This window comes from Bacillus sp. AK25, assembly GCF_048270685.1.
GTDB lineage: Bacteria > Bacillota > Bacilli > Bacillales > Bacillaceae > Bacillus > Bacillus altitudinis.
Map to the genome: position 1 here is coordinate 1,244,792 of NZ_JBLUWC010000001.1, position 26,293 is coordinate 1,271,084.

29 protein-coding genes and 3 riboswitches are annotated in these 26,293 nt (G+C 40.2%); of the genes, 21 read left to right on the plus strand and 8 right to left on the minus strand.

Annotation, left to right across the window (positions count from 1 at the left end; translation table 11 throughout):
* Positions 1-40 precede the first annotated feature (40 nt).
* Positions 41-439, plus strand: coding sequence for a hypothetical protein (locus ACNO7B_RS06430; protein ID WP_007498783.1), 399 nt, complete (start codon positions 41-43; stop codon positions 437-439).
* A 120-nt stretch (positions 440-559) separates the two neighbouring features.
* Here ACNO7B_RS06430 and ACNO7B_RS06435 read toward each other — a convergent pair whose 3' ends face one another.
* A complete protein-coding gene (locus ACNO7B_RS06435) occupies positions 560-1,423 on the minus strand; it encodes a LysR family transcriptional regulator (protein WP_039170301.1) in 864 nt (287 codons plus the stop codon).
* Between the two features lie 204 nt (positions 1,424-1,627).
* Between ACNO7B_RS06435 and ACNO7B_RS06440 the strand changes: the two genes are divergently transcribed.
* The gene (locus tag ACNO7B_RS06440) at positions 1,628-1,990 is read left to right on the plus strand and encodes a cupin domain-containing protein (protein ID WP_007498780.1); all 363 of its coding nucleotides are present in this window, start codon (positions 1,628-1,630) and stop codon (positions 1,988-1,990) included.
* 247 nt (positions 1,991-2,237) lie between these two features.
* Here ACNO7B_RS06440 and ACNO7B_RS06445 read toward each other — a convergent pair whose 3' ends face one another.
* Complete coding sequence (locus ACNO7B_RS06445; RefSeq protein ID WP_008361347.1) at positions 2,238-2,567, minus strand: MerR family transcriptional regulator; 330 nt, start codon at positions 2,565-2,567, stop codon at positions 2,238-2,240.
* A 192-nt stretch (positions 2,568-2,759) separates the two neighbouring features.
* Between ACNO7B_RS06445 and ACNO7B_RS06450 the strand changes: the two genes are divergently transcribed.
* From ACNO7B_RS06450 to ACNO7B_RS06460, 3 genes are all read left to right on the plus strand, one after another.
* On the plus strand, positions 2,760-2,915 hold the full coding sequence (locus ACNO7B_RS06450; RefSeq protein ID WP_008346151.1) for a hypothetical protein: 156 nt from the start codon (positions 2,760-2,762) through the stop codon (positions 2,913-2,915).
* Between the two features lie 38 nt (positions 2,916-2,953).
* On the plus strand, positions 2,954-3,118 hold the full coding sequence (locus tag ACNO7B_RS06455) for a hypothetical protein (protein WP_008346148.1): 165 nt from the start codon (positions 2,954-2,956) through the stop codon (positions 3,116-3,118).
* A gap of 356 nt (positions 3,119-3,474) precedes the next feature.
* On the plus strand, positions 3,475-3,939 hold the full coding sequence (locus tag ACNO7B_RS06460) for a MarR family winged helix-turn-helix transcriptional regulator (RefSeq protein WP_088004396.1): 465 nt from the start codon (positions 3,475-3,477) through the stop codon (positions 3,937-3,939).
* Between the two features lie 30 nt (positions 3,940-3,969).
* Here ACNO7B_RS06460 and ACNO7B_RS06465 read toward each other — a convergent pair whose 3' ends face one another.
* Positions 3,970-6,393, minus strand: a complete 2,424-nt coding sequence (locus ACNO7B_RS06465; protein WP_417901319.1) for an EAL domain-containing protein — start codon at positions 6,391-6,393, stop codon at positions 3,970-3,972.
* A 248-nt stretch (positions 6,394-6,641) separates the two neighbouring features.
* Here ACNO7B_RS06465 and ACNO7B_RS06470 point away from each other — a divergent pair, with 248 nt between their 5' ends.
* The 4 genes from ACNO7B_RS06470 (at position 6,642) to ACNO7B_RS06485 (ending at position 10,490) form a co-directional block, all read left to right on the plus strand.
* Positions 6,642-7,256 carry a DedA family protein gene (locus tag ACNO7B_RS06470; RefSeq protein WP_007498772.1) on the plus strand — a complete coding sequence of 205 codons (615 nt, stop codon included), beginning with the start codon at positions 6,642-6,644 and terminating at the stop codon, positions 7,254-7,256.
* 78 nt (positions 7,257-7,334) lie between these two features.
* Positions 7,335-7,441, plus strand: a riboswitch (yybP-ykoY riboswitch).
* Positions 7,442-7,537: 96 nt separating this feature from the next.
* Positions 7,538-8,329, plus strand: a complete 792-nt coding sequence (locus ACNO7B_RS06475) for a TerC family protein (RefSeq protein ID WP_060781003.1) — start codon at positions 7,538-7,540, stop codon at positions 8,327-8,329.
* 215 nt (positions 8,330-8,544) lie between these two features.
* Positions 8,545-9,300 carry an RNA polymerase sigma factor SigI gene (gene sigI, locus ACNO7B_RS06480; protein ID WP_008346139.1) on the plus strand — a complete coding sequence of 252 codons (756 nt, stop codon included), beginning with the start codon at positions 8,545-8,547 and terminating at the stop codon, positions 9,298-9,300.
* Complete coding sequence (locus ACNO7B_RS06485) at positions 9,297-10,490, plus strand: anti-sigma factor domain-containing protein (RefSeq protein ID WP_417901320.1); 1,194 nt, start codon at positions 9,297-9,299, stop codon at positions 10,488-10,490. The genes sigI and ACNO7B_RS06485 overlap by 4 nt, the downstream gene beginning before the upstream one ends.
* A gap of 39 nt (positions 10,491-10,529) precedes the next feature.
* On the opposite strand, the gene ACNO7B_RS06490 is transcribed toward ACNO7B_RS06485, so the two are convergent.
* Entirely contained in the window at positions 10,530-10,724 is a 195-nt protein-coding gene (locus tag ACNO7B_RS06490) for an alpha/beta-type small acid-soluble spore protein (RefSeq protein ID WP_008346135.1), read from the minus strand.
* Positions 10,725-10,847: 123 nt separating this feature from the next.
* Positions 10,848-11,564: a DUF1836 domain-containing protein gene (locus ACNO7B_RS06495; RefSeq protein ID WP_058213831.1), complete on the minus strand. Its 717-nt coding sequence runs from the start codon at positions 11,562-11,564 to the stop codon at positions 10,848-10,850.
* A gap of 279 nt (positions 11,565-11,843) precedes the next feature.
* Between ACNO7B_RS06495 and htpX the strand changes: the two genes are divergently transcribed.
* The 5 genes from htpX (at position 11,844) to ACNO7B_RS06520 (ending at position 15,395) form a co-directional block, all read left to right on the plus strand.
* On the plus strand, positions 11,844-12,743 hold the full coding sequence (htpX, locus tag ACNO7B_RS06500; RefSeq protein WP_007498762.1) for a protease HtpX: 900 nt from the start codon (positions 11,844-11,846) through the stop codon (positions 12,741-12,743).
* 143 nt (positions 12,744-12,886) lie between these two features.
* On the plus strand, positions 12,887-14,233 hold the full coding sequence (locus ACNO7B_RS06505) for a TrkH family potassium uptake protein (RefSeq protein WP_007498761.1): 1,347 nt from the start codon (positions 12,887-12,889) through the stop codon (positions 14,231-14,233).
* Positions 14,234-14,531: 298 nt separating this feature from the next.
* A complete protein-coding gene (locus ACNO7B_RS06510; RefSeq protein WP_417901321.1) occupies positions 14,532-15,059 on the plus strand; it encodes a DUF421 domain-containing protein in 528 nt (175 codons plus the stop codon).
* The gene (locus tag ACNO7B_RS06515; protein ID WP_008346124.1) at positions 15,056-15,220 is read left to right on the plus strand and encodes a hypothetical protein; all 165 of its coding nucleotides are present in this window, start codon (positions 15,056-15,058) and stop codon (positions 15,218-15,220) included. The genes ACNO7B_RS06510 and ACNO7B_RS06515 overlap by 4 nt, the downstream gene beginning before the upstream one ends.
* Positions 15,213-15,395: a hypothetical protein gene (locus tag ACNO7B_RS06520; protein ID WP_008346122.1), complete on the plus strand. Its 183-nt coding sequence runs from the start codon at positions 15,213-15,215 to the stop codon at positions 15,393-15,395. Before ACNO7B_RS06515 ends, ACNO7B_RS06520 begins: the two co-directional genes overlap by 8 nt.
* Positions 15,396-15,427: 32 nt before the next feature.
* Here the strand turns inward: ACNO7B_RS06520 and ACNO7B_RS06525 are convergent, their stop codons facing one another.
* The gene (locus tag ACNO7B_RS06525) at positions 15,428-16,447 is read right to left on the minus strand and encodes an acyltransferase family protein (protein ID WP_007498757.1); all 1,020 of its coding nucleotides are present in this window, start codon (positions 16,445-16,447) and stop codon (positions 15,428-15,430) included.
* Positions 16,448-16,740: 293 nt separating this feature from the next.
* Here ACNO7B_RS06525 and ACNO7B_RS06530 point away from each other — a divergent pair, with 293 nt between their 5' ends.
* From ACNO7B_RS06530 to ACNO7B_RS06540, 3 genes are all read left to right on the plus strand, one after another.
* A complete protein-coding gene (locus ACNO7B_RS06530; RefSeq protein WP_410684716.1) occupies positions 16,741-18,936 on the plus strand; it encodes a PAS domain S-box protein in 2,196 nt (731 codons plus the stop codon).
* A gap of 1 nt (position 18,937) precedes the next feature.
* Positions 18,938-19,429, plus strand: a complete 492-nt coding sequence (locus ACNO7B_RS06535; protein ID WP_410684715.1) for a methylated-DNA--[protein]-cysteine S-methyltransferase — start codon at positions 18,938-18,940, stop codon at positions 19,427-19,429.
* Positions 19,430-19,518: 89 nt separating this feature from the next.
* A complete protein-coding gene (locus ACNO7B_RS06540; protein WP_017359454.1) occupies positions 19,519-19,653 on the plus strand; it encodes a hypothetical protein in 135 nt (44 codons plus the stop codon).
* 24 nt (positions 19,654-19,677) lie between these two features.
* On the opposite strand, the gene mtnA is transcribed toward ACNO7B_RS06540, so the two are convergent.
* Both mtnA and mtnK read right to left on the minus strand, forming a co-directional pair.
* Positions 19,678-20,739 carry an S-methyl-5-thioribose-1-phosphate isomerase gene (mtnA, locus tag ACNO7B_RS06545; RefSeq protein WP_417901322.1) on the minus strand — a complete coding sequence of 354 codons (1,062 nt, stop codon included), beginning with the start codon at positions 20,737-20,739 and terminating at the stop codon, positions 19,678-19,680.
* 6 nt (positions 20,740-20,745) lie between these two features.
* Complete coding sequence (gene mtnK, locus ACNO7B_RS06550) at positions 20,746-21,939, minus strand: S-methyl-5-thioribose kinase (RefSeq protein ID WP_417901323.1); 1,194 nt, start codon at positions 21,937-21,939, stop codon at positions 20,746-20,748.
* 79 nt (positions 21,940-22,018) lie between these two features.
* Positions 22,019-22,182, minus strand: a riboswitch (SAM riboswitch).
* 163 nt (positions 22,183-22,345) lie between these two features.
* Between mtnK and ACNO7B_RS06555 the strand changes: the two genes are divergently transcribed.
* The 4 genes from ACNO7B_RS06555 to ACNO7B_RS06570 all read left to right on the plus strand — a co-directional run bounded on the left by ACNO7B_RS06555 (position 22,346) and on the right by ACNO7B_RS06570 (position 26,291).
* Positions 22,346-23,536 carry a pyridoxal phosphate-dependent aminotransferase gene (locus ACNO7B_RS06555; protein ID WP_417901324.1) on the plus strand — a complete coding sequence of 397 codons (1,191 nt, stop codon included), beginning with the start codon at positions 22,346-22,348 and terminating at the stop codon, positions 23,534-23,536.
* 44 nt (positions 23,537-23,580) lie between these two features.
* A riboswitch (SAM riboswitch) is annotated at positions 23,581-23,682 on the plus strand.
* 99 nt (positions 23,683-23,781) lie between these two features.
* Positions 23,782-24,999, plus strand: coding sequence for a 2,3-diketo-5-methylthiopentyl-1-phosphate enolase (gene mtnW, locus ACNO7B_RS06560; protein ID WP_417901325.1), 1,218 nt, complete (start codon positions 23,782-23,784; stop codon positions 24,997-24,999).
* Entirely contained in the window at positions 25,000-25,695 is a 696-nt protein-coding gene (locus ACNO7B_RS06565; protein WP_017367123.1) for a 2-hydroxy-3-keto-5-methylthiopentenyl-1-phosphate phosphatase, read from the plus strand.
* The gene (locus ACNO7B_RS06570; protein WP_025207241.1) at positions 25,659-26,291 is read left to right on the plus strand and encodes a methylthioribulose 1-phosphate dehydratase; all 633 of its coding nucleotides are present in this window, start codon (positions 25,659-25,661) and stop codon (positions 26,289-26,291) included. Before ACNO7B_RS06565 ends, ACNO7B_RS06570 begins: the two co-directional genes overlap by 37 nt.
* The last annotated feature ends 2 nt before the right edge of the window (positions 26,292-26,293 follow it).

Below are 26,293 nucleotides of genomic sequence, written 5' to 3' on the forward strand. Positions count from 1 at the left end.
TTCCATCCTTTACATTTTAAGGAGAAGGTGGGAGAGAAAAATGAAGAAGTTTTTATTCATTTTCATGTGCATTGTTTTGCTAAGTGCATGTTCAAGAGAAGACGAGGGAAAAGACAGAAGACTGGTAGCATCAGAGCATATGCTTGAAGCGATAACTGAAGGAAATAAACGAAAAATGGACAACGTCTATGTCGAAGGCGCAGTCCCAAGCCCAAGTGACATTCTTAAATCGAAAAAGGAATGGGGAATTGAGACGCTTTCTTATGAAGATTTTCAATTGGAAGAAGCCAGCATCCACGTCTTTCATGCAAATTATAAAGATGCAAACACTGGAGAAAAAAAAGCGCTTGCCTTTCGGGTGAAAGAAGATCCTGAAAAAGGCGGCGTACGAATTGACTTTGTAGGGGTTGTTGAAGGAACTGATGCTTCATCTAAATAAAAAGAATCGTTCATATGCTTGGCATAAGTTGAGATAATGTAAAAGGATAGAAGAGCTGAAAGAATGTCGCTCTCTCTATCCTCTTTTTTCTTATTAACGAAAACAATGATCTGTCTCAGATCACATATTCGTAATGCCTATTAACTCCATAAATTGTGAGAGAGCACTGGTCATGTACGAATCACGTCGCCTGATCAACACAGTGGGCACGATTCGATGTGGTTCTGGTAATGGATGACAGGTGAATTTGCCTTCTCCCCGAGATTCAACCATAGATTTTGGTAATATAGTCACTCCCAGCCCGCTTTCAACACATTTAAGGACGCCCTCTAACGTACCATATTCCATGACCTTCATAGGAGGATAGCCATTGTTCTCTAGCCACTTTTGCCATCGTCCTAAATAAATACAATGGGCGAATGATGAGAGCAACGGCTCATGTAAAATAGATTCTACCTGGAATTGCTCCGTGGAGTAGCTTGTAATGAGAACGAGGGATTCTTCCAATACAGGATACTCGATGATTTCTGGATGAAGAATTGGCCCATCTACCAACGCGCTGTCTACTTTGTAGTTGAGGATAGCGCTAACTTGGTCCACTGTAGGTGCCATATACAAGCTCAATTCTACTTGTGGGAATTTTTTGTGATATTCTGTGAAAATGCTGGGCAATCTTGTAGATGCGGTGGACTCTATAGATCCAATGTGTAAAGATCCCCGCGGAGTAGAGGAAAGCTTTACTGCTTCTATCGCTTCTTCGTAATCGTATAGTAATTTATTTACATAGGGAAGCAGTTCACGTCCTGCAGGCGTTAAAGATATTTTCTTATGATATCGATAGAGAAGAGGTACACCTAACTCTTGTTCAAGACGTTGGATTCTTGCGGTGACATTGGACTGCACATAATTTAATTTTTGAGCAGCTTTTGTGATGCTTTGTTCAATGGCAACGGCTTTAAATACTTCCAAAGATTTAATATCCAAACTAACTCTCCTTTTTTGCATCACGAATTGTGATGATCTATATGCTATTTTTTGATTTTACGTGATCCAACGAAGTATGTAAACTGAATGATAGAGAGGTTGATGCTCATTGCGTCGCTTTTACTTGATCGAGAGGAGAAAATGAGAATTTTTTAGCTGTGGCAATTAAAATAGCCGTTTCCATTTAATAAGGAGGGTAATCCATTGATTTCAAAGGTAAATATCGAAGAAAAATTTTCGCAAATAAATGATTATTGGAATCCTAGAATAGGTGGAGAGTTGAATGACTCATACATGAAAATGGTGAAAATTAAGGGTGAATTCATTTGGCATCACCATGATGATGAGGATGAAATGTTCTTTGTGTGGAAAGGCAATCTAGTCATCCGTTTTAGGGATAGGGAAATAACGCTTAATGAAGGAGAATTTCTTGTGATTCCAAAAGGAGTTGAACATCAGCCAATTGCTGAAGAAGAAGTTCACTTGCTCTTAATAGAACCCAAAACGACGCTAAACACGGGGAATGTGCTCAATGAACGAACTGTTTCGATTCCTGAGCAAATTTGAAAAACTAAATCGTTAAAGATCAAGTATCTTAGGTGATAAATAGTTGAATGGTTGTTTTAGCTAATAACGAGGCTGCAATTGCTGCCTCGTTTTGTTGCATCAATGATTCAAGATGAGCTGTAACGCATTTGCTTTCGCGACTCTTCAGCAAGAATCAGTCTTTGGATCAGTTTGTGCTTTCATCGTTTCATATTCAGGGCGATCAGATGCTAAGTCTATTTTGCCGAGTAAGGGATTGTTATTTAGTTCATCGATTTTTGTACCGGAAGTGTGCGTTGATCTGTCCTTCCAGCATTTTTTTCTTAAATTGACCACTTTTTAATGCCTGTTCTTTTTTCTTCATGTCTTTTAAAATTTCCGCTGTCTGCACACCATCTTCCCGTTTATTGGCGATATCCATTAAACGTTCTACATCAGAAAAAGAATATTTCCGTGTGCCTCTTGTTGAGCGCTGGGGGTAGATGAGTTTCCGTTCCTCATAATATCGGATTTGCCTGACGGAAAGTCCTGTTAATTCACTGACAATCCCGATTGAAATGACTTTTTTATCTTTATAAGATACATCTTCCTGTGTCATATCCTCACCCCTGCAAGTCTTTTCTTCATATTATATCGAACAGTCAGTAAAAAAACCTAACGTTTGTTAGATAATATAACACAAAAATGAATAAAGTGAAAAACAATGGAAGGAAAATTAACATATAAAGTGCAAAACATATCACGTGAACATATGATAAGAAAAAGAAAAAATGAGGAGGAGGCGCACTTGATGGAGAAAACACAGATCATCCGTATGGCAAAAGAAATCATCGCATTAGATGTGAAGAGGGATGAACTGCTGGAGCAGTTCATGCAGGCTGCGGGTCAGAATGCACATGCTCTTCTTAGAGCCGTACAAAATGATTTGTATAAAAAGTCCTCATAAGCACCCGATCCATATCCATTGATAGGAGGGGAGATGTCGTGCGGCGTATATTAAAAGAAGCTTTAGCGAAAGAAAGACATTATTATACGAAGCAGCTTTGCTCACTTGGGGTGTATAGCCCTGATATGACCAAGAACATGACAATTAGTGACTTAAAAAAAGAGTATCATTTCTTTTTCAACAAAACCGATCGCTATCTTTAACATCCCTTATCATGTGCGTTGTCACATGAAGGGTCTTTTTTTGTGTGTTTAATATTATAGCAATATTGAATTTTGTAGAAATTTGACGAATCAAATGTAAGAAAATATAGAGCCTTTACAGATTATGTTAAAATTTGTCGTAACATGATGGTTTGCTGGAAAAGCTTTTTTTCGAGATGATTGTGAAAAATAAGAAGGATTTTAAAAGTTTATATCGAAATCTTATACATAACACGAATGGAGTCACTTATGTGGTTGAAAGGGTTTTCAAAAACGTACTTCTATTTTTTACGAAAGGCTCCAACTGCACCGCAAGAAAGCCTTGAAGTTAAAAAAATATTATAAGAGGTAGATATGTGATGAGACTATCGTTTAATGAAGAAGAAGTAGAACGTTCAATGACGCTTTACAAAGTTTTTGCAAGGGCATTTAAAAGCGTTTCCGAACACAGTATTAGAGACAGCAAGGAGCATGGATTCAATCCAACTGAATTTGCCGTTCTCGAATTACTGTATACGAGAGGTGCTCAAAAACTTCAGCAAATCGGCTCAAGACTCCTGCTTGTCAGCGGGAATGTGACGTACGTAATTGACAAGTTAGAACGAAATGGTTTCATTGAAAGAGAACAGGACCCAAAGGATAAGCGGTCAGTTTATGCCCATTTAACGGATAAAGGGCGCAGTTATCTGGATAAAATTTATCCAATCCATTCTCTTCGAATTGCGCGGGCGTTTTCTGGTCTTTCGCGTGAAGAACAGGAGCAATTAATTAGTCTGCTGAAAAAAGCAGGTATTCACAGTCAGCATTTGTTATTTAGATAAAACGAAAAGGTGCCATGGTGGGCACCTTTTTTATGTATCCAGCTGATGGGCAGGATAGGCGATAAATTTTTCAATATCACTAGCCGGAAGTGGCTTGGCATAATAAAAGCCTTGTAGATCGTCACAGCCCTGCGCAGATAAAAGTTGCGCTTGTGCAAAAGTTTCAACACCTTCAGCAATGACTTCTAGAGATAGCTGGTGCCCCATTGCAATAATAGCCCCTGTAATTTGCTCAGACTTTGAATCGCTCAAAATATCCTCGATAAATGATTTATCAATTTTCAGACGGTGAATCGGCAAATCCTTCAAATAGCTTAAAGAGCTATGGCCTGTACCAAAATCATCAATACTAATACGGACGCCAAGTTGTTTTAGAGACGTCAGTACCTGTTTTGACTGCTTGATGTTGTCCATTGTCATGCTTTCTGTCACTTCAAGCTCAAGAAGTGATGGTTGAAGGTCGTATTTTTTTAGCGTTAGTTTGATCAAATCAATTAAGTCTTCAGAGTTAAACTGCTTAGCAGATAAATTGACCGCTACAGGGATTTTCAATTGCTTGTCATACCACAATTTTGCCTGCTGACATGCCGTGTCAATGACCCACCTTCCAATATCGATAATCAGGCCCGATTCTTCAGCAAGTTCAATGAAAGCCTCGGGTGATTTTAGAGAACCGTCTGGTGCTTTCATTCTTAAAAGGGCTTCAACACCTGTCATCTGTCTTGTTTTGGCGCTGATTTGCGGCTGATAATGAAGCACAAACTGCTTTCTTTGAATGGCATCTCGTAGCTCCAGTTCGCGATTGAGTCTGTCCTCACTCAATCTCTCCATAGATTCAGTAAAGAATTCATAGCGGCTTTGTTTATGTTTCTTTGATAAATACATGGCCATATCTGCTTTTCTCATCAATTCCATACCATTCTTTCCGTTTTGCGGAGAGATGGCGATTCCAATACTAATGGATGTAATGAGCTGATGGTTTTGAATGAAAAAAGGACGTTCAAATTGGTGAATGATGTTTTTCAAAAGCTGTTCAATTTTATGTGTGTTATGCTCCATGTGAGGAAAGATCATTAAAAATTCATCCCCGCCAATTCTTGCAATAAAGCCATTGTCAGGCAAACATTTGGTTAGTCTGTTTGCGGCGGCTTTCAACAGCAGATCGCCTATGTTATGACCAAGGGCATCATTAATAATTTTAAACCGATTTAAATCAAGAAAAAGAACTGCCGTTGACGTTTTTGTCTCTTCTTGAGCGGATAAAACATCATTTAAATGATTAATTCCGTGACGACGGTTCGGAAGTTCAGTTAATGCATCATAATGTGCCATCACATGAATTTCTTTTTCAGCAATCTTCTGCTGGGTTAAATCCTTTAAAACGAGATAAATGCTGTCAAGTGTATGGTTGACGTGTACGGGTATGTATGTAACATGATAATAATAAAAACGATCTGCTGCTTTCAGTTCTGCTTCACGCGTAATTGCTTTTTTAGATTGATAAATAAAGTCTTCCCACATCTCAGTCGGCATGACGTATTGACTCACATCATCACCGATCCAGGAATTGCACATTTTCAAAATGTGTTTGCCTTGGTCATTCGCAGATATCACTTTTCGATCAACAGATAACACGATAATCCCATCTATATTATGTTTGATCAGTGATTGGAACCGCTGTTCATTTTCTTTTAGCTGATCGGATTGTGACATAATCCGGTGATCAATATAGGCGCCGTAAATCATGAGTGATTGGACGATAAGTGTCATCAGGCCGATGAAAATGGACAGGCTGAATGGTGACATTTCAAGAGAACCACCCGCAGCGACCTGACCATCTGAATGAAAAAACATCGTCGAAGACGCCATGCCAGTGTAATGCATACCCGCAATAGCAACGCCCATCATCAGAGCACCCGCTATTTTTAACAGCTGATCCTCCCGCCTTTTCTCAGAGCGATGGAGCCGGAAAAAAAGGTGTAATGAAAAGAATGAAGCGAGCGCACCAATAAAAAACGAAAGAAAAAAGAGAACAGGGTCATAGCTGATGGTGACATTGGCCATTGATTCCAATCCGAGGTAGTGCATGCTGCAAATAGCTGAGCCCATCGTGATCGAACTAATCAAAAGTCGTCTTGTAGAAAGTTGCTGCTGAATACATATTGAAAAAGCAATGAAAGAACCGATAAAAGAGGCCAAAATCGATAAAATGAGTAAGGGTGTTTCATATGTGATACCAGAGCGTAGATGAAACGCCATCATGCCAATAAAATGCATTGACCATATTCCCATCCCCATGATCATCGCACCAATGATCAACCATACTCTTTTCTTTGCGCCGCTCGACTGGATCACCCGGCTGGCTAATTGAAGAGCTGAGTAGGAGGCGACAGCGGCGACAGCGACTGACAGAAAGACAAGCCATCCGTTGTAGCTTCCTGTTAAATGTGTCATGTAAGAAAACCTCCTGTATCTAAAAACAGACATATACTTAATATATCGGATCAAGTGGCGCCTGTGTTCACTTTTCCTTTACTTAAAAAGGGCATTCAGCATTTTTTTTGAACATTTTTTATAGTAAAATCAAATTTAATGTAAAAAAACGAAGAAAAGTGAATCGTTTTTGGTTTTAAATTCGTTTAATAGGTGGCATGGTACGATTTGCAAGCATAGCCTGTCAAACTGATTATGTGTGAAAGGGATTGATAAACATCGAAGATTTTATTATTTCATTAGCTGATGCCTTTAAGAATTTGTCGTACTTCGGCATCTTTCTTGCATTATGCATTGAATTTGTTCCTGCTGAAGTGGTGTTGCCTCTTGCAGGTTACTGGGTTTCAAAAGGGGACATGGCCTTCATTGGTGTTGTGGCTGCCGGTTCTATTGGCGGTGTTGCAGGCCCCTTGACCTTGTACTGGTTAGGGCGTTATGGAGGGAGACCCTTTTTAAATAAATATGGGAAGTATTTCTTTGTGAAACCTGAGTCACTTGATAAATCAGATGCCTTTTTTGAAAAACATGGCGGGTTTGTTGCGTTTAGCGGCCGGTTTATTCCAGGGGTCAGAACCCTTATTTCCATTCCGTGTGGGATTGCGAAGATGAACGTGTGGGTTTTTTGCCTGTATACGTTTTTGGCGATTACGCCGATTACATTTGTATACGTGTATCTAGGATTTGTCCTTGGGGAGAACTGGCAAGAGGTTGGAACCATTTTAGAACCATATGTATTGCCGATTGGAATTGGTATGCTCTTATTGTTTGTTCTCTACGTGTGGCTGAAACGAAGAAAAAGAAAAACAGAAACACCAACGGCTTAATCAATGGGTGGAGATAAAAAGTCACCTGTTGACAATCCGGGGTCTGTTGATTATGATATAAGTAATCTAAATATTCTTAATCCCACCAAAGGGGAGTAGCGTCCGGTTATCACCGGAAACAAAGTCGTCATTACATGGAACCTCATTCCATCGGCTTTGTTGGCATGATTTACATATCACATGTCTAGCAAGACCTTTGCCATTTCAGGCAAAGGTCTTTTTTGCATTCATAAGCCTTTGTCTGTTGTGGGACAATAGATAAAAAATAAGGAGGAATGATGATGGATGCAGCAATTATTTTAGAGTACGGGTGGGTTCTTCTCGTATTGATTGGATTAGAAGGGATTTTAGCAGCTGATAATGCGCTGGTTATGGCTGTGATGGTCAAACACCTTCCTGAAAAACAAAGAAAAAAGGCATTGTTTTACGGACTTGCGGGAGCATTTGTCATGCGATTTGGTTCTCTTTTTCTTATTTCGTTTTTAGTAGATGTGTGGCAAGTTCAAGCCATTGGCGCAATTTATCTTCTATATATTTCGATTCACCATATTTTAAAATCGCACGTATTTAAGAAAAAGGAAGCAGACACAAACATGAAACAAAGCGGCTTTTGGGCAACCGTCGTGAAAGTTGAGCTTGCTGACATTGCATTTGCAGTAGATTCTATTTTAGCAGCTGTTGCATTAGCTGTGACTCTGCCAGCAACAAACCTTCCACAAATTGGCGGGCTTGATGGCGGTCAATTTATTGTCATTCTATTGGGCGGTATCATTGGTCTAGTGATCATGAGGTTTGCGGCGACTGTATTTGTGAAACTGCTTAAAACGAGACCAAGCCTAGAAACAGCGGCATTTGTCATTGTCGGATGGGTTGGCGTGAAGCTGACGCTCTATACACTTTCTCATCCAGCCATTGGGATCGTGTCCTCTCATTTCATTCATTCAACATTATGGAAAATCATTTTCTGGACGGTCCTTCTCGCGATTGCAGCATTTGGCTGGTTTTTATCAAGTCCATCAAGAAAAGGTGGCCAACAAAACGAGGAAAAACAAGAGAAGCGGCTGGAAGAGTAGGTTTTTTGAAAGAAATATCATTTCATTTTCATAACACGTATATTACAAAAAAGGGGGGGATACCCCCTTATTTCTTTGCTTTTAAACGAAACGTTGTAAAGTAGATAAAGAAATACATGTCACAATTGAGTAACAGGAAATGAATTCCTCATTTCTTCCTTTGCGCTTCCCTCATAAATTAGCTATCATAAATGAGTAATATAGGGAGAACTGAGGTGAAACCATTGCTTAGCCTTTTGTTTAAAAAGGGAAAGAAAAAGCAAACATTAGAGCAGTCGGCAATCAACATCCAACAGGGTGATACCGAGCTGCAAAATGCATTAATAGAGCAATACAAACCATTTGTCGCTAAGACGGTTTCATCCGTTTGTAAACGATATATAGATGAAAAAGATGATGAATTTAGCGTAGGCTTAATTGCCTTTAATGAAGCGATAGAAAAATACTCTGCCGAAAAAGGCAACTCACTCCTTGCATTTGCGGAGTTAATTATTAAAAGAAAAGTAATCGACTATATTCGAAAAGAAGCAAGAAACGCGCCAACGGTTCAAATGGACCTTCAAGAAAGTGAGAATGGCGAATACTCGCAAAGCATGATTGAAGCAGAGCTTTCTGCAAATGAATATAGGCGTTTAATTGAACAAGAACATAGAAGAGAAGAGATTGAACATTTTAAAGAACGATTGAAAGTATATGGTCTTACGTTTCAAGAACTGCTTGAGCATTCACCAAAGCATGCGGATGCGAGACAAAATGCCATTAAAGTGGCCCATACACTCGTTAAGCACGATGAACTGAGAACCATTTTATTTCAGAAAAAACAATTGCCAGTCAAACAGCTGGAAAAGCTAGTGGAAGTCAGCCGCAAAACGATTGAGAGAAATAGAAAATATATTATTGCGATGGCGATCATTATGACAGGTGATTATGTGTATTTGAAAGATTACCTTAAAGGGGTGCTTAATTCATGAGAAGAGGCATTATAGTAGAGAAAAACAAAAAATATGTCACACTGCTGACCCCTGATGGACAATTTCTGCGGACAAAGTATGAACAGCAAGACTATGAAATCGGTCAAGAAGTGACGTTTCCGAATGAATCACGTCTCGAAAGAAAAAGAGCCGGTTTTTTTGACCTGCTTCGTTTACGTCCGTTAAATGCAGGAATTCTATCAATTGCAGCAATTATTGTCGTGATTTTCACTATGATGCCATCTTTCTCAAGTCAAAAAGCATATGCATATATGACGATTGACATTAACCCAAGCTTTGAGCTGAAACTCGATCACAATTATCAAGTGATCGGTGTCACTCCGCTGAATAAAGATGCGAAGCAAGTACTGGCCAGTATGAAAGATTTAGAAAAAAACGACATGACCAAAGTCGTGCAGGAAATCATCGATGATTGTGATAAAAAAGGATACGTGAACCACTCTAAAAGCATTTATATTTCAACTGTTTATGAAAACAAGCGGGATCATACATACAAAACAAACGTAAAAAGTAAAATCAGCACCATCTCGGGGGAATATCAAAAGCGCAATTATAAGCTGGAAACTGTGGAAGGTGACCTGGAAACAAGAGAAAAGGCACAAAAAGCAGGCATCTCAACAGGAACTTATATTAGAAATCAAGAAATGCAAGAAAACGAACAAGAGGACGTTAAAAAAGAAGATGAAGATTCAGCAGATGACGAGGCTGTCAAAGAAGAAGAGCCGAAAAATGCTGATGAAGATCAAAAAGACGAAGACAAAAAAGAAGACATAAAGACAGACGATAGCGATGAGATGCAGCCTGATAAAGAAGCTCCTGAAGGCGAAGACAAAGAGCAGAAGGAAGTTGAGAGGGAAGAGCAAGGAGCTGTTCAAAAGCCTCACCAAACAAGCCCTAATCTTGACAACAAAGAGAAAAAGGGAAAAGAAGACAAGGACCGCCCTTTTGAAAAAGACAAAGAGCAAAAAAAAAATCACTCAACTGATCCAGATGAAAAAAAACATCCAAACGGCACATCACGTGGTGATACTGAAAAGCATGTAAAAAAAAACGACAGTGGTCAGAATCGTCCGTACGGCGAACGTAACAGAGATGGCGTCAAACAAAAAGGAAAAAACACACCGCCCTCATACCGTGAAAACCGGGATGAGCCTACATATGAACAGTAAAAAAACGCCAGAATAGATCCGGCGTATTTCACCATGTCTTTATTTAGTTGAATGGCCCATTTGAGATTGCGCCTGCTGTACGAGTCTTTTTGTCATCTCGCCGCCAACAGAACCGTTTGAACGTGCGACTGTATCTGAACCGAGATTCACGCCAAATTCTTGAGCGATCTCGTATTTAAATTGATCTAAAGCTTGTTCTACTCCAGGAACAAGAAGTTGATTTCGATTTGCCATCACATATTCCTCCTTTCACCTCATGTTTGTTGCGCCTTCTTATTTTGAAAAAAACAGCCTGCAATTATGCTGGCAATTGCTGCACAAAAAAGCCGAGGTGATGAAGGTCACCTCGGGCTCAGTTTAAGCCTTTTTCAGCTGAAGCGTATTCAACATCATTTCTTGCGCTGTGCTTTGCAAGTGAGAAGTGAAAACGGAGAAAACGGTAGAACTGATAATGCCTTTAATCAAATGCCATTGCGGCTTCGACAATTCTGTAAACTCTTCGTGGAGCTTGTCCGTCTGCTCTTCTGTCATTTCTCGTAAATTCGTTTCCTTTAATGGAAAATGTGTATGGTGATAAATAAAATCAAGGACGTGCGCATATGCTTCATAAAAACGGATGGGGCTGATAATATCATCCGTTCGATCTGTGATCGTATTAAATAAGGCAGATAAGATCGTACGAATAGAATCAAAATCAAATACTGATTTTAAATCCCGGACAATTAATAAAATAACGACTTGATCAATGGAGTACTTCTTGCCAAGCTCTGGATGGCCGATCATATCTTTAATATCGCGCTTGATCCAGTTTTGAATGGCTGTCGATTTAAGTGAAGTCAGCTCACACAAGTTGCCAAGCTCAACGATTTCGTTCGTTGAAAGCCCGTGCTCTGATTTTTGCTTCCGCCGTTCGAGTTTTTCAAAAAACGAAGGGATTTTTAATTCATCATATTCATGTTCCTTATCGCTTTTTACAGATAAATTCAAAAGCTGAAGCGGAGTCAGATCTCCCTCGCCTTTTAGAGAATACAGAAGTCTCGTCATGTCAATTCTCGTTAATTTAAAAGTCACCATGTTCCACCTCATTTTGTACGTCAAAAACGTGATTATTGATCTAATTCAACATCATAATCTCTTTTTAATGAAAATGCAAAATAAACTAAAATAGGACCGGTGCGTCACAATTTGTTCACTTGTTTGCGGATGCAAGTAGCGTAATCATTGAAATGACGAGGTTTTAGCCAGTATGATAAACATAGAAAACGATTCCTTTTTCCTTGCAATTTGAGACGTTTATTTTTATAATTTTATTAATAAGTTCAAATGAACTTAATATGACAGCGGAGGTTATGTATGGGTAAAAGAATATTTCTGTTTATATTAACGAACATTCTTGTTATCACTACGATTGGTATTGTCCTATCGGTTATTAGTGCAGCAACTGGTGTTGGTTCTTATATAGGAGCAGACGGAAGACTTAATATCCTTTATCTTCTTGTATTCAGTGCAGTTGTTGGTTTTGTAGGCTCGTTTATGTCACTAGCGATGTCTCGCTGGATGGCAAAAATGATGATGGGTGTGCGTGTGTTAAATCCAGAAAAGGATTCTTTAACATATGATGAGCAGCAGCTTGTTGACCGCGTTCACAGACTATCAAGAGCAGCAGGCCTTTCTAAAATGCCTGAGGTTGGTATTTACCAATCATCTGAAGTAAATGCATTTGCGACAGGTCCTTCTAAAAGAAGATCGCTTGTTGCTGTATCAACTGGATTGCTTCATGAAATGGATGATGCAGCAGTTGAAGGGGTTATCGCTCACGAAGTCGCTCACGTAGCGAACGGTGACATGGTTACAATGACGTTACTTCAAGGAATCGTCAACACGTTTGTTGTCTTCCTTTCAAGAATTGCGGCATGGATCGCAAGCCGTTTCGTTCCACGTGAAGAGCTTGTGCCGATTGTTCACTTTATCGCTGTGATCGTCTTCCAAATTATTTTCTCTATCTTAGGAAGCCTTGTCGTATTTGCTTACTCTAGACATCGTGAATTCCATGCAGACCGCGGCGGTGCGGACCTTGCAGGAAAAGATAAAATGATTCATGCGCTTCGTTCACTAGAGGCGTATACATCAAGAATTAAAGATGATGATCAAACAGCTGTTGCTACACTGAAAATCAGTGGTAAAAGAAAAGCTTCTCTTTTCTCAACACACCCTGATTTAAACGAAAGAATTAGAAGACTCGAAGCAAAATAAGAAAGATCAAAAGACATTCTGCGTAAGGATGTCTTTTTCTTTTTGATGAAAAAGTAAATAAAGCACAAAATACCTTTAAAATCTTCTCTCTTTTCATTAAAATGATATAGTATTCGAAAAGAAAGATAAAAGAAGGAATAACCATGAATCCAATGAAAAAACTAATCGACCGGCTGTCGGCTTTTCAGCTGATTGCCCTTTATTATTTTCTTGCTGTGACCGTGTCGTTCATACTACTCAGTCTGCCAGTGGCCCACCAAGAAGGAGTCAAATGGACATTTATTGATGCGCTGTTTACAGCTGTGAGTGCTGTCAGTGTCACGGGTCTGACTGTTGTCGATACGTCACAAACATTTAGTGTGACCGGGATGTGGATCCTTGCATTTGTTTTGCAAATCGGCGGTATCGGCATTATGACCCTTGGTACATTCGTCTGGCTGGTTATGCGAAAAAGGATCGGCATTAAAGAAAGAAAATTAATTATGGCAGACCAAAACCAGAGCAACTTATCAGGAATTGTAAAACTCATGAAGCAGGTCTTATATTTAATCTTGCTGATTGAGTTTGTAGGCGGTCTGATTTTAAGTATGTATTTTCTAAAGTATTACGATGTGCAAGGCGCTTTTTTACATGGATTTTTCTCTAGTATCAGTGCAACAACCAATGGAGGCTTTGATATTACAGGGAATTCGTTAATTCCTTATAAAGATGACTATTTCGTTCAATTTATCACGATGCTGCTCATCATTTTTGGCGCTATTGGCTTTCCGGTACTTGTCGAAGTAAAGGATTATTTATTCAATCAAGACCGAAAACATGCATCGTTTTCATTGTTTACGAAAATTACAACGATCACGTTTGGCCTCCTTGTTGTCGTTGGGGCAATTGGGATTTATGCACTTGAAGCCCGGTTTACTTTTCTAGGGAAGAGCTGGCATGAAATCTTGTTTTATTCTTTGTTTCAATCAACAGCTACCAGAAGTGGCGGGCTTTCGACATTAGATATTACGCAATTGACAGAGCCGACACTGTTATTTTTATGTTTGCTGATGTTTATCGGGGCATCTCCAAGCTCGGTAGGGGGCGGAATTCGGACAACCACGTTTGCCCTTAATTTACTTGCTCTGTTTCATTTTGCGAGAGGAAATAAGTCCATTAAAATCTTTAAAAGAGAGCTTCATCAAGCGGATATTAATAAATCCCTCATGGTGACGATGATGGCCTTTATTTTAGTGTTTGGTGCTACGTTTCTGTTAACTTTATCAGACCATCATACACTTCTTGAAACTTTATTTGAAGTTTGTTCTGCCTTCGGAACAACAGGACTGTCGCTCGGAATTACGTCTGACTTGTCCGTATTTGGTAAGTGTATTATTATGGTCGTCATGTTTATAGGACGGATTGGAATTCCAAGCTTCTTGTATTTAATTGGCCGCCGGGAAAGTGAAGCGAATTATCATTATCCGAAAGAGCGTGTGATCATCGGCTAACCAGCATTCCTACTGAATGCTGGTTTCAGCGTGTAGACAAACCCTCGCATTCGTTGTCAAATCTGTGCTCCGGTGCTCACGAATGTCAAATTCGCTCCGCTCCGGTGCTCGACTTTCCTAGACTGCAAAGGTTTTCTATCACGCTGAAAAGAAGAAGAGCTAAAATAAAGATCATTTTAACTCTTTATCAACAATCAGACCAGCATTCCTACTGAATGCTGGTTTTTTTTATTTCCATTATATAACTGGCTAAATCACAAGGGATGTTCGCAATCTATAGGTAAGAGGTGAAAGAGACGTGCTGGATGTGTTATGGAAAGCAATTGTAATGCTACTCGTTGGTACCTTGCTGCTGAGAATAGCAGGACCTAAATCCATTAGTCAATTAACGGTTCAACAGACAGTCATCATGATTTCAATTGGATCGATTATTATCCAACCCTTCATTGAGCATAATTTACTTGAAACCATTTATGCAGCGACCATCTTTATTGTGGCACTTGTGGTGATGGAAAAGCTGTCAATTCGGTTTGATTTCTTTGAAAAATTGGTTTCAGGGAAGTCTGTGGTGATTTTAGAGGATGGAGAAATGCTTGATCACAAGCTGAAAAAAACGCGTCTGACAAGGGACGAATTCAAAATGCGCTTAAAGCAGCAGGGCATCGCAGACATCAGCAGTCTCAAAAAAGCAACGCTAGAAGCGAATGGGCAAATTGGATATGAGTTAAAGCCTGAGGAAAAACCAGTGACAGTCAAACAAATGAAAGAGCTATTTGATCAATTGAGCGAAGAACTAAACATGTTAAAAAGGAATGATGACAAATGAAAAGAAAAACAGCAAAAAATGAAGCTCTCACGAATAATATGACGCCTACAGAAAGCATGGCACACGATCAAGGACAAACACAATTTGACGAGCAATCAGAAGACCGCCAGGCGAACCGAAATTCTCATCAAGGGAAACAGGGGGGAGCATCTCGTGACTAAAAAACATGTGAAAAGTAAAGATATGAAAGACCATAAAAAACCGATGAACCCCGATATCTTGGAAGAGGAATTTGGCAGCGAGCTGGGAGATATAAACAGCAGTAAATGGATTGATACCTTAATGAAGCCTAAAAAAAACGATGAATGTCACACTGAACAGAAAAACAAAAAATAAATAGAAAAAACGATCCAGAGAGATCGTTTTTTCTATTTAATATAACTGTTTTGTCTGCCAGTAATGGTTCGCATCAGACTGGTCATTTTGAGCTCGATGACTGGTTGTGCAACAGTTTTAACAAATGTACTAGATAGGGTAAAGGTTAAGAGGACCGTAAGCAGCAATAGAATCAATACACTTGCCGTATTTAGTGCCCAATCATCAAACCAAGTCGTTCTTAAAAGCTTAATCACAAAGCCATGAAGTAAATAGACATATAAAGTTCTTGTGCCCCATTTGGTAAAAAAGAACCGGCGGGTTGGGACTAATGCAAAGAAACTAAAGGTAGCAGCAAATGCAAGTAAATACCATGCCATTCGTTTCATCGCTGCAATGAGTCCTTCATCTCCAAGAGAAGCGTACGATTGTGATCCAAATAAAAAGGAATAATCGAATTCATAAAAATAGCAAAACATGAACACGGCCATCAGTACAAGAAGTGCAGTCAGTTTCCCTTTGCTTGTTCGGATAAATTCAAAGTGCTGCTTTTTTAAATAAAAGCCAGCTAAAAACATCGGCAAAAAGACAAACGTACGAGATAGGCTGAGCGTATCACTAATGCTGTCCACGTAACCGACAAGTAACGCCATCGATAAACTGACGATCATTGCCCAGTGGAATGGCAGTTTTGAAAAAGGAATGAGTAGTAAGTTCCAAAAGAATAAACTGATTAAAAACCATAAAGACCATTGTGGATCAATCGGATTTAAGTTAGAGATGCTTTGATCCTGTAAGAAATAATAATACACAGAATAGATGACCTGAAAAATCAAATATGGGATGATCAGCTTAACTGCGACTTTTTTCATAAAACCTGGTTTTCTAAAACCTTTGGCAAAGAAGCCAGACACCAATATAAAAGCGGGCATATGGAATGTATAAATAAATTTATATAAGTAGAGTATCCAGTCATTATCATGTATGAATGACCGTAACAAATGACCAAAAACAACTAGAAAAATCAGAAGAAATTTTGCATTATCAAAATAACTGTCTCTCGTTGACGTCATAACATCACCTTTCCTGCTTCATTTCGAACATAAACGTTCTAAGTGCACTGTTCCCTCATTTGCCCCATTTTAAAATACAAATTAGCTCATTTCGCTATTTGATGTGAAATTGTAGAACGGTTGTAAAAGAAGCGTAAGAAAAGAGAATCGTTATACAATCGTGTCATCCAAATGAAACAAATGAAGCAAGCCTCGTGTAAAAAGTTCTCTTTTTTTATGAGTCGAATGAAGGAACAATGAAAATCTTGTAGAAATATTGTAGAGGAATGAGGCTGGAAAAGGAGTGTAAGAGAATGACTGAAACGCTCGATGGCGCAAAAAATATCAGAAAATTAGAAAAAGAGAACGAATATTTGCGAAATGAATTGATACAGCACAAAATGCTGTTAAATAAGACGTTAGATGCCATTTTTATATTTGATCAGCACCTCAACATTATTCAAGCCAATGAAGCGACATGTAGGCTTGTGCAAACACCGAAAGAAGACCTCCTCAATAAATCCGTTCTAGATTTCCTATACGGCATCCCGAAAAACAAAATTGACTGCTCACTTGAGATTTTTTTTCGAAAAGGAACGTTAAAAAGAGAGATCTCCATTCAACTTGAAAATGGAGAGACAAAATATATTGAATTTGTGGCGGAGCACGACGTGGTGAATCAACAATATATTGTCGTCATGCGTGATATTTCTTCAAAGAAAATATTAGAGCGAGAACGTTCGATGAATGAGCAGCTGTTTAAAGATTTATTTGATCGAGCGATTGACGGCATGGTCATTTTTGATCAGGATGGTTGTATGATTGACGCCAATCACTCTTTTTGCCAGAGCTTTGAACTTCAAAAAACAGATTTAACAGACCGCTATTTAAATGAATTTGTTGAAGAAGAAAACCTTCCATCGCTCCAGCAGCTATTAACTTCATTGAAAGAAACAGGGAAAGCAAAGGGAGAACTTCCTGTTACCCTTCAATCTGGGCAACACAAATTATTCGAACTGACCATCACATCCAATGTGATGAGTGGTTTTTACATGTCCATCATGCGTGATATTACAGAAAAAAGATTAATGGAAGAAAAACTGCTAAAAAGTGAAGAACGTTTTAGAGAAATATTCGAAAATGCGATGGATGCCATCATCATTTGGGCGGATGATGGAGAAATTGTCAGGGCAAATGAATCCGCCTGTCGAATTTTTGAATTACCGATGCATCAGCTAATTGGCAAGAAACTCATGGATTTTCTAGTCAAATCTGATCGCAGATACCGGCCGACAAGAAGACGGTATATCAGGAATCTTGAAATCAGAGAAGAACTCCTCTTTAGAATGGCGAATGGCCAATTCAAAGAGCTTGAGTTCACCTCTAAGCATGCGGTATTAGAAGGACAGCACTTAACCATTTTACGGAATGTCAGTGACAGAAAGCGAATGGAAGAGGAGCTGCGAGAAAGTGAGCTCAAATTCCGTAAAGTATTTAATGGCTCTATGGATGGCATTGTTCTTTTCGATAATCAATACCGGATTATTGATGTGAATCCATCCGCAAGTGAACTGCTTGGCCTCAAAGATGATCACTTAACGGAAATGAATCTTTTTCATATCCTTGCGCCATATCAAATTGAAAATTTGGCGCAGCCAGCTCAGGCGATGTCATTAGATGAGATGGACAATGAAGTTCCCTTTGTGCTGAACCATCCAGATCAACGTATTTTGGAGTTTTCTTTTAAACGAAATATTATTCATAACATGAATTTGGCCATCTTTAGAGATGTGACTGAACGCAAGGAATTAGAGGAGCGGGTAAGAAAATCGGATACGCTTCATGTTGTCGGAGAGCTTGCCGCTGGAATTGCTCATGAAATTAGAAATCCAATGACGGCTTTAAAAGGCTTCATTCAGTTGCTCAAAGGAAACATTGAAGGGGAGTATTCGCTCTATTTTAATGTTATCACATCAGAGCTAAAAAGAATCGAATCCATCATTACAGAATTTTTGATTTTAGCGAAACCGCAGGCCATCATCTATGAAGAAAAAAATGTCGTGCAAATTGTCAAAGACACGATGGACCTTCTTCACGCACAGGCCAATCTTGGCAATGTACAAATGCATTTAGATGTGCTCGATGATATTCCGCTCATCTACTGTGAACAAAATCAGTTAAAGCAAGTCTTTATTAACATTTTGAAAAATGCGATTGAAGTAATGCCTCAGAAAGGAAATGTATACGTGACCATTCAAAGGAAGGGGGAGGAGCACATTGTGATTTCTCTCCGTGATGAAGGCTGCGGCATGACAGAGGATAAACTAAAGCGTCTCGGAGAACCATTTTATACAACAAAAGAAAGAGGCACTGGACTTGGGTTAATGGTTAGTTATAAAATTATTGAAGAGCATCAAGGAACCATTGAAGTAGAGAGTGAAGAAGGGGTCGGAACAGTGTTCCATCTCACGCTTCCACTCCGGCAGCAGAAACAAGAAGGGGAGCTTTAATGTGTATTATACAGTCTATACCGCACCAATCGGGGCATTATACATACTAGAGAAAGATGGTACCATCATTGAAGTGAAGTTTGATGATGAATCGTTTTTGGTCAAAGAACAGAGAGACCATTTTAAACAAGAAGACACGCCTGTATTAAAAGAAGCGAAAAAACAGCTGGATGAATATTTTAAGGGCGATCGGAAAGTGTTCGATCTCCCGCTCAAGCAAGCAGGCTCTCCGTTTCAAGAGCAAGTGTGGGAGGCACTTTCTACTATTCCGTATGGTGAATCAAAGAGCTATGCTGATATTGCAGAAGTGATCGGTAATCCAAAGGCTGTCAGAGCCATTGGACAAGCTAATAGACGCAATGCATTGCCTATTTTTATCCCGTGTCACCGGGTCATTGGAAAAGACAGGACTCTGACTGGTTATGCAGGGACGAAGACAGGGATGAAAGCGATCCTGTTAGAATTAGAAGGCATCCCATTTGTTCAAAAATAAATGAATTGACCTGTTCCAAATGTTTAGTGAGCGACATATCCTTTTATTAAGCTAAAAAAGTTGGTCTAGGGAAAAAGGAGGCAGCTAACATGTTATGGGGCAAGAAAGATAAAATGTACGCCGTCACATCACTATGTGTCAAAATGAACGTGTTGACAGAAGAACAGAAAAAAGAAATATTAGCAAAAACGAACGAAACAAAAAAGCGCGGTGCTCTTAAATGATAAGAACTCCGCGCTTTTGTTTGATTAAAGTGACGCGCTTTCGGTGAATAGTGCATCAATTTCTTCTGTATAGTTGGAAGTGATAATGCCTTTTTCTGTAATGATTCCGGAAATGAGGTGGTGAGGAGTGACATCAAAGGCAGGGTTAAATACCTGCACGTCAGGAGGCGCAATTTGGATGCCGTTTAATTCCTTTACTTCCTGCGGGTCGCGTTCTTCAATCGGAATATCTGACCCATCCTGAGTTGACACATCAAAGGTCGAAAGAGGCGCTGCCACAAAAAATGGAATTTGAAAGTGTTTAGCTAAAATAGCCAGACTTAACGTTCCAATTTTATTTGCTGTATCACCGTTTCTAGCGATTCGATCTGCACCAACAATAACGGCAGAAATTTGTTTTTCTTTCATCGTATGGGCTGCCATATTATCCGTGATAAGCGTCACATCTACGCCGCCCTGCATCAATTCCCATGTCGTCAGACGAGCGCCTTGAAGGACAGGACGTGTTTCACATGCGTAAATATGAAGATCGAGGTTTTTCTTTTTCGCTAAATAAAAGGGTGCAAGCGCTGTTCCGTACCGGCTTGTGGCAATGGAGCCTGCGTTACAAATGGTCATAATTCGATCACCAGATTTAAAGAGCTGAAGAGCATTTTGACCGATTTGCCGACATGTTTCTTCATCTTCGATTTGAATTTGAATGGCTTCATGGACAAGATCAGTTTTGGCTGCATTCACCGAAGCAGCACGCTCAATACGCTGATAAAGCCGGTCTAATGCCCAGGCAAGATTCACAGCGGTTGGACGAGCACTGTTTAAATATTCTTTCAGGCGAGCGACTTCTCGCTTAAAGAGATCAATGTCTTCTGTATCAATCTCTTGTGAACTCAGTGCGAGCCCAAAAGCCGCTGTAATGCCAATAGCAGGTGCTCCGCGCACTTTTAGCGTCACAATGGCATCATACACATCTTCTTTTGTATATAAATGCTCAAACACGGTTTCAGCGGGTAATTTTTGCTGATTCAAAATGTTGATACGGTTTTCTTCCCATTCGACGGAACGGGGAACTTCAAATTCTTTAGACAAAACTCGTCACTCCTTTACAGTTTGCTGGAATAATGCGACGAGGTCAGACGCTGTTTCCACTGCTTGATATTGTTTGATGAATGTTTTTCCTAGTGTAAGTGCTGCTTTTTTCTGCTGAAGCCTTCTAGAATGTGATGGAATCGCATCGAGATCAGCCGCATGCGCAAGACCGATGGTTCGGCGAACAAGCTCACAGCCAGCAAAGCCGGTGGCTTCTTTTAAAATACGGTCAAAGGTTGTTTCTAAAAAGCTGTCCGATACACTAAACGCTTCAATACTGTCTTCTTTCCATGCTTTTGTGAACACTTCTTTGAATGTTGCCCACACATTGACGACATGATCAAAAAGGTGCTGCTGATCCTCTTCATTCTCATGAGATAAAGCATTGATGAACAGATTGGCAATAAAGTGACCGATATCGAATCCGAAAGGACCGTAAAAAGCGAACTCTGGATCAATGATTTTCGTTTCCGTTTCGTTTGCAAAAATACTGCCTGTATGAAGATCTCCATGTACCAGTGTTTCAGCAGAGGTTAAGAAGATCCGTTTCAATTCTGCTGCTTTTGCTTGCAGTTCAAGATCAGCCCATAGTGCTTGTGCCTCTTCTCTTAATTCCTCTTCGAAGTCATTCGTTTCGCTGTCAAAGAAAGGATCTGTGAAGACGAGTTTTTCTGTAATGTCACAAAGATCAGGGTTTGTAAACTGCTTCACGAATTGTTTTTTGATTTTAGGATTTGTGGCAAAGTCAGACGTGTAAAATAGTGTTTTGCCTAAAAATTCTCCGACATGATCTGATAAATACGGATAATGTTTTCCGGCAATTAGCCCTTTTCTGACGATTTCAAGGTGTGATAGATCTTCCATTGCTGTGACAGCAAGAGCTGTATCCGAATAATAGACGGCTGGTACAAGATGAGGTGCATACTCTGATTGCTTGATGAGTGCTGCACTTTCAATTCTTGCGCGGTCTAATGTCAGCGGCCAGCTTTCTCCAACGACCTTTGCGTAAGGAAGGGCCTGCTTGATAATCAGTCCTTTTGCTTGTTTGTGATCATAAATATGAAAGACGTAATTTAAATTTCCGTCGCCAATTTCAGTACATGTCAAATGACTGCTCTCTTGAATTAAGCCAAGTCTAATGGCAAGTGCAACTGCCGAACTTTCTGTTAATTCTTCATATGATGCCGTAAGTGTAACCAATTGTTTCCCCTCCAAATCATATAAAAAAGCCTCTTTCTCCTGAGAGAAAGAGGCTTGATGGCGTGTATGCTCGAAGCCTCTCTTATCTCTCAGCACATACGTCTGATGGAATTAGCACCGTGCCCTATAAGACAATGAATTGTCTTGGCGCTGTTCTTGCTGCGCCCCACTTCACAATGGTATTAACGGTCGGTTGCTGTTGGGGTCAAAAGGCCAAATCCCTCGCCCAACTCTCGATAAGAGAAATCAATATGTAATTGTTTCATGTCTGCTTGCATTTCTTAATTCTAGATATTATCAGAGCTGCAGTTCACATGTCAATCTTTTTTCAAAATTGCTTTACAATTCATAAAACAATCCATTACAGTGATTGTATTGTCACGTAACTTGAATAGAAGGTGAAAAAATGGAATTCCAGCAATCAGATGTATTGAAACATTTACCGAAACAATTTTTTGCGTCGCTTGTTCAAAAAGTGCAGAAGAAAATGCAGGAAGGGGCAGATGTGATTAATTTAGGTCAAGGAAATCCTGATCAGCCCACTCCTCCACATATTGTGAAAGCGATGCAGGAAGCGGTAGCAAAACCTGAAAATCATCAATACTCCTCATTCCGCGGGACAGCGAAACTAAAAAAGGCCGCAGCTGCTTTTTATGAAAGAGAATATGGCGTCACGCTTGATCCAAAGACAGAGATTGCCATCTTATTTGGAGGAAAAGCGGGACTAGTCGAATTGCCGCAATGCCTACTGAATCCAGGTGATACGCTGCTTGTTCCAGATCCAGGATATCCTGATTACTGGTCAGGCGCTGTGCTTGCCGGAGCTCGCATGGTCACAATGCCTCTTCTTGAACAAAATGATTTTTTACCTGACTACCACCAACTGTCTGAGGAAGATAAGAATCAAGCAAAATTGATGTACTTAAATTACCCAAATAATCCGACTGGTGCGACTGCAACCCGGACATTTTTTGAAGATACTGTTGCGTTCGCGAGTGAAAATAAGATGTGTGTTGTCCATGATTTTGCATATGGCGGCATAGGATTTGACGGCGAAAAGCCCCTCAGTTTCCTGCAAATAGACGGAGCAAAAGAGACAGGTATTGAAATCTATACATTGTCCAAAACGTATAATATGGCTGGCTGGAGAGTCGGTTTTGCAGCAGGGAATGCCTCTGTAATCGAAGCCATTGAGCTTTATCAGGATCACCTGTTTGTGTCACTGTTTAAAGCAACTCAAGATGCAGCAGCAGAAGCACTTTTAAGCGATCAAACGTGCGTCCAAGTACAAAATGATCGGTACGAAAAAAGACGAAACACTTGGATTGCTGCATGCAAAGAGATTGGCTGGGACGTCAGTGCGCCAAAGGGCTCGTTTTTTGCTTGGTTAAAGGTGCCTGAAGGGTATACATCGGAAACTTTTTCTGATGTATTATTAGAAAAAGCACATGTTGTTGTGGCACCGGGAAATGGCTTTGGTGCTCACGGTGAAGGCTACGTCAGAGTCGGTCTTTTAACAAGTGAGGAGCGACTAAAGGAAGCCGCTGATCGTATCGCTGCCTTGCAGTTATTTGAAAAAAAGCCATTGACAACGTAAAAAAATGGTGCGATAATTCAGGCAATATTTAAGAAAATTGAATATTCTTATCAAGAGTAGGCAGAGGGACTAGCCCAATGAAGCCCGGCAACCGACTTCGATGAAGCACGGTGCTAATTCTTGCAGCAAGCGCTGAGAGATAAGATTCGGATGAATGAGACGAAACCTCTTTAACGCGCTGATCAAGCACTTAAAGAGGTTTTTTTATTGACCATATACAGGACGCAATCGAAAGGGGATTCCTAGTGAGTGAACTACTGGCAACATACGTACTAACACATCGAGAGGATGAACAAATAGACCGAAAAGCAGAGCAGATCGCACTTGGGTTAACGGTCGGGTCATGGACGGACTTGCCGCAGCTCAAAAAGGAGCAGCTGAAAAAACATAAAGGCCGTGTGGTGAGCGTAAAAGAACAGTCCCCCGCAAATGGTGGTCTGTATCAATCAGAGGTGACCATTGCTTATCCTGAGGCGAACTTTTCAGCTGATATACCAGCGGTGTTGACGACGATTTTTGGAAAGCTTTCACTGGATGGGAAAGTAAAGCTCGTCGATATTGAATTTTCGGAAAGGTTTAAACGCTGTCTGCCAGGACCGGTATTTGGCATTGAGGGGCTACGAAAGAAAGTAGGCGTGTTTGATCGGCCGCTATTGATGAGTATTTTTAAAGGCGTGATCGGCCGTGATATGGAGGATTTAAAAGAACAGCTCCGCTTACAGGCTTTAGGTGGAGTAGACTTCATCAAAGATGATGAGATTTTATTTGAAAGCCCATTAGCGCCTTTTGAAGATCGAATCAAGGAAGGAAAAAAGATATTAAAAGAAACATATGAAGAGACAGGACATCGCACGCTTTATGCTGTTAATTTAACTGGTAAAACTTTTGATTTGAAAGATAGAGCAAGAAAGGCAGCCGAACTCGGGGCTGATGCGCTTTTATTCAACGTTTTTGCCTATGGACTTGATGTCATGCAAAGCTTGGCTGAAGATCCAGAGATCCCATTGCCGATCATGGCACATCCGGCAGTGAGCGGTGCAATGACATCCTCTCCAGACTATGGATTCTCGCATTCCCTTCTTTTAGGCAAATTAAATCGATATGCTGGCGCTGATTTAAGTCTTTTTCCCTCTCCTTATGGATCAGTCGCCCTTCCGAAAAAAGATGCCATGGGCATTTTCGAAGCATGTGTGAAAGAGGATACAGTTCAACAAACATTTCCTGTTCCTTCAGCAGGCATTCACCCGGGTATGGTGCCGATCTTAATCAAAGATTTTGGACTTGATCATGTCATTAATGCAGGCGGGGGAATTCACGGACATCCGCGGGGAGCAATCGGAGGAGGGAAAGCCTTTCGTTCAATCATTGATGCGGTGGTCAAAAAAGAGTCTATCGAAGAAAAAGCATCAACTTGTCAAGACTTACAAGCAGCACTTGATCTTTGGGGAAGGGTAGCAGAATAAATGAAAAAACCAATTGTATGTTGTGATTTTGATGGCACGATTACGAAAAATGATAATATCATTCGCATCATGAAGCAGTTTGCTCCAAAAGAATGGACGAAATGGAAGGATGGTGTTCTAGCAAAAGAGATCACGATCCAAGAAGGCGTCGGACAGATGTTTCAGTTACTGACGAGTGATCAGAAAGAAGCCATTCGGTCATTTATTTTAGAGGATACAGAGATTCGTGAAGGATTTGAACAGTTTGTCGATGATGTCAAAAAAGCAGACATTCCTTTCTATGTACTCAGCGGCGGTATGGACTTTTTTGTCTATCCCATCCTTGAAGGGATTGTCGAACAAGAGAATATTTATTGTAACCATGCATCATTTAAAGAAGACCATATTCAAATTGAATGGCCGCATGCCTGTGATTCAGAATGCCAAAATGGCTGTGGCTGCTGCAAGCCTTCCATTATTCGAGAGCTGACGCAGGAAGATGATTTTATTATCATGATTGGTGATTCAGTGACTGATATTGAGGCAGCGAAACATGCGGATCTCACGTTTGCGCGTGATTATTTACTGAACGAATGTAAAGAGCTAGGGCTCGTACATAAAGAGTATGAAACATTTGTTGATCTAAAAGCGCAATTTGATCAAATAAAGGAAGTGAAGGAATGGCAGACGAGAAGAGTAAACGCTGGAAGGAACTAGCAGACGTCAAACGTGAATTGGCACAAAGAGACTGGTTTTACGGAACGAGCGGCAATTTATCGATAAAAGTGTCGGATGATCCCATCACGTTTTTGGTGACGGCAAGCGGCAAAGATAAAAGAAAAGAAACCGACGAAGATTTTGTTCTTGTTGATGCAGCAGGTCAGCCGGTTCATCCGAATCAGCCGCTCAGGCCATCAGCTGAAACACTGCTTCACACATACGTTTATGAGCGGACGAAAGCAGGATGTTGTCTTCACGTCCACACGATCGATAACAATGTCATTTCTGAGCTGTATGGCGATAAAGGAGAAATTCGTTTTAAAGGCAACGAAATCATCAAAGCGCTTGGTTATTGGGAAGAGGATGCAGAAGTTACTGTTCCTATTATTGAAAACCCAGCTCATATTCCGCACCTTGCAGAGCAATTTGCAGTGCACCTGACGGACGATGCTGGTGCTGTACTCATTCGTAATCATGGCATCACCGTTTGGGGGAAAACCGCATTTGAAGCCAAACGAGTCTTAGAGGCTTATGAATTTTTATTTACCTATCATTTGAAAGTAGCGCTTTATCAAAAGCAGCTTGTTAAATAAAA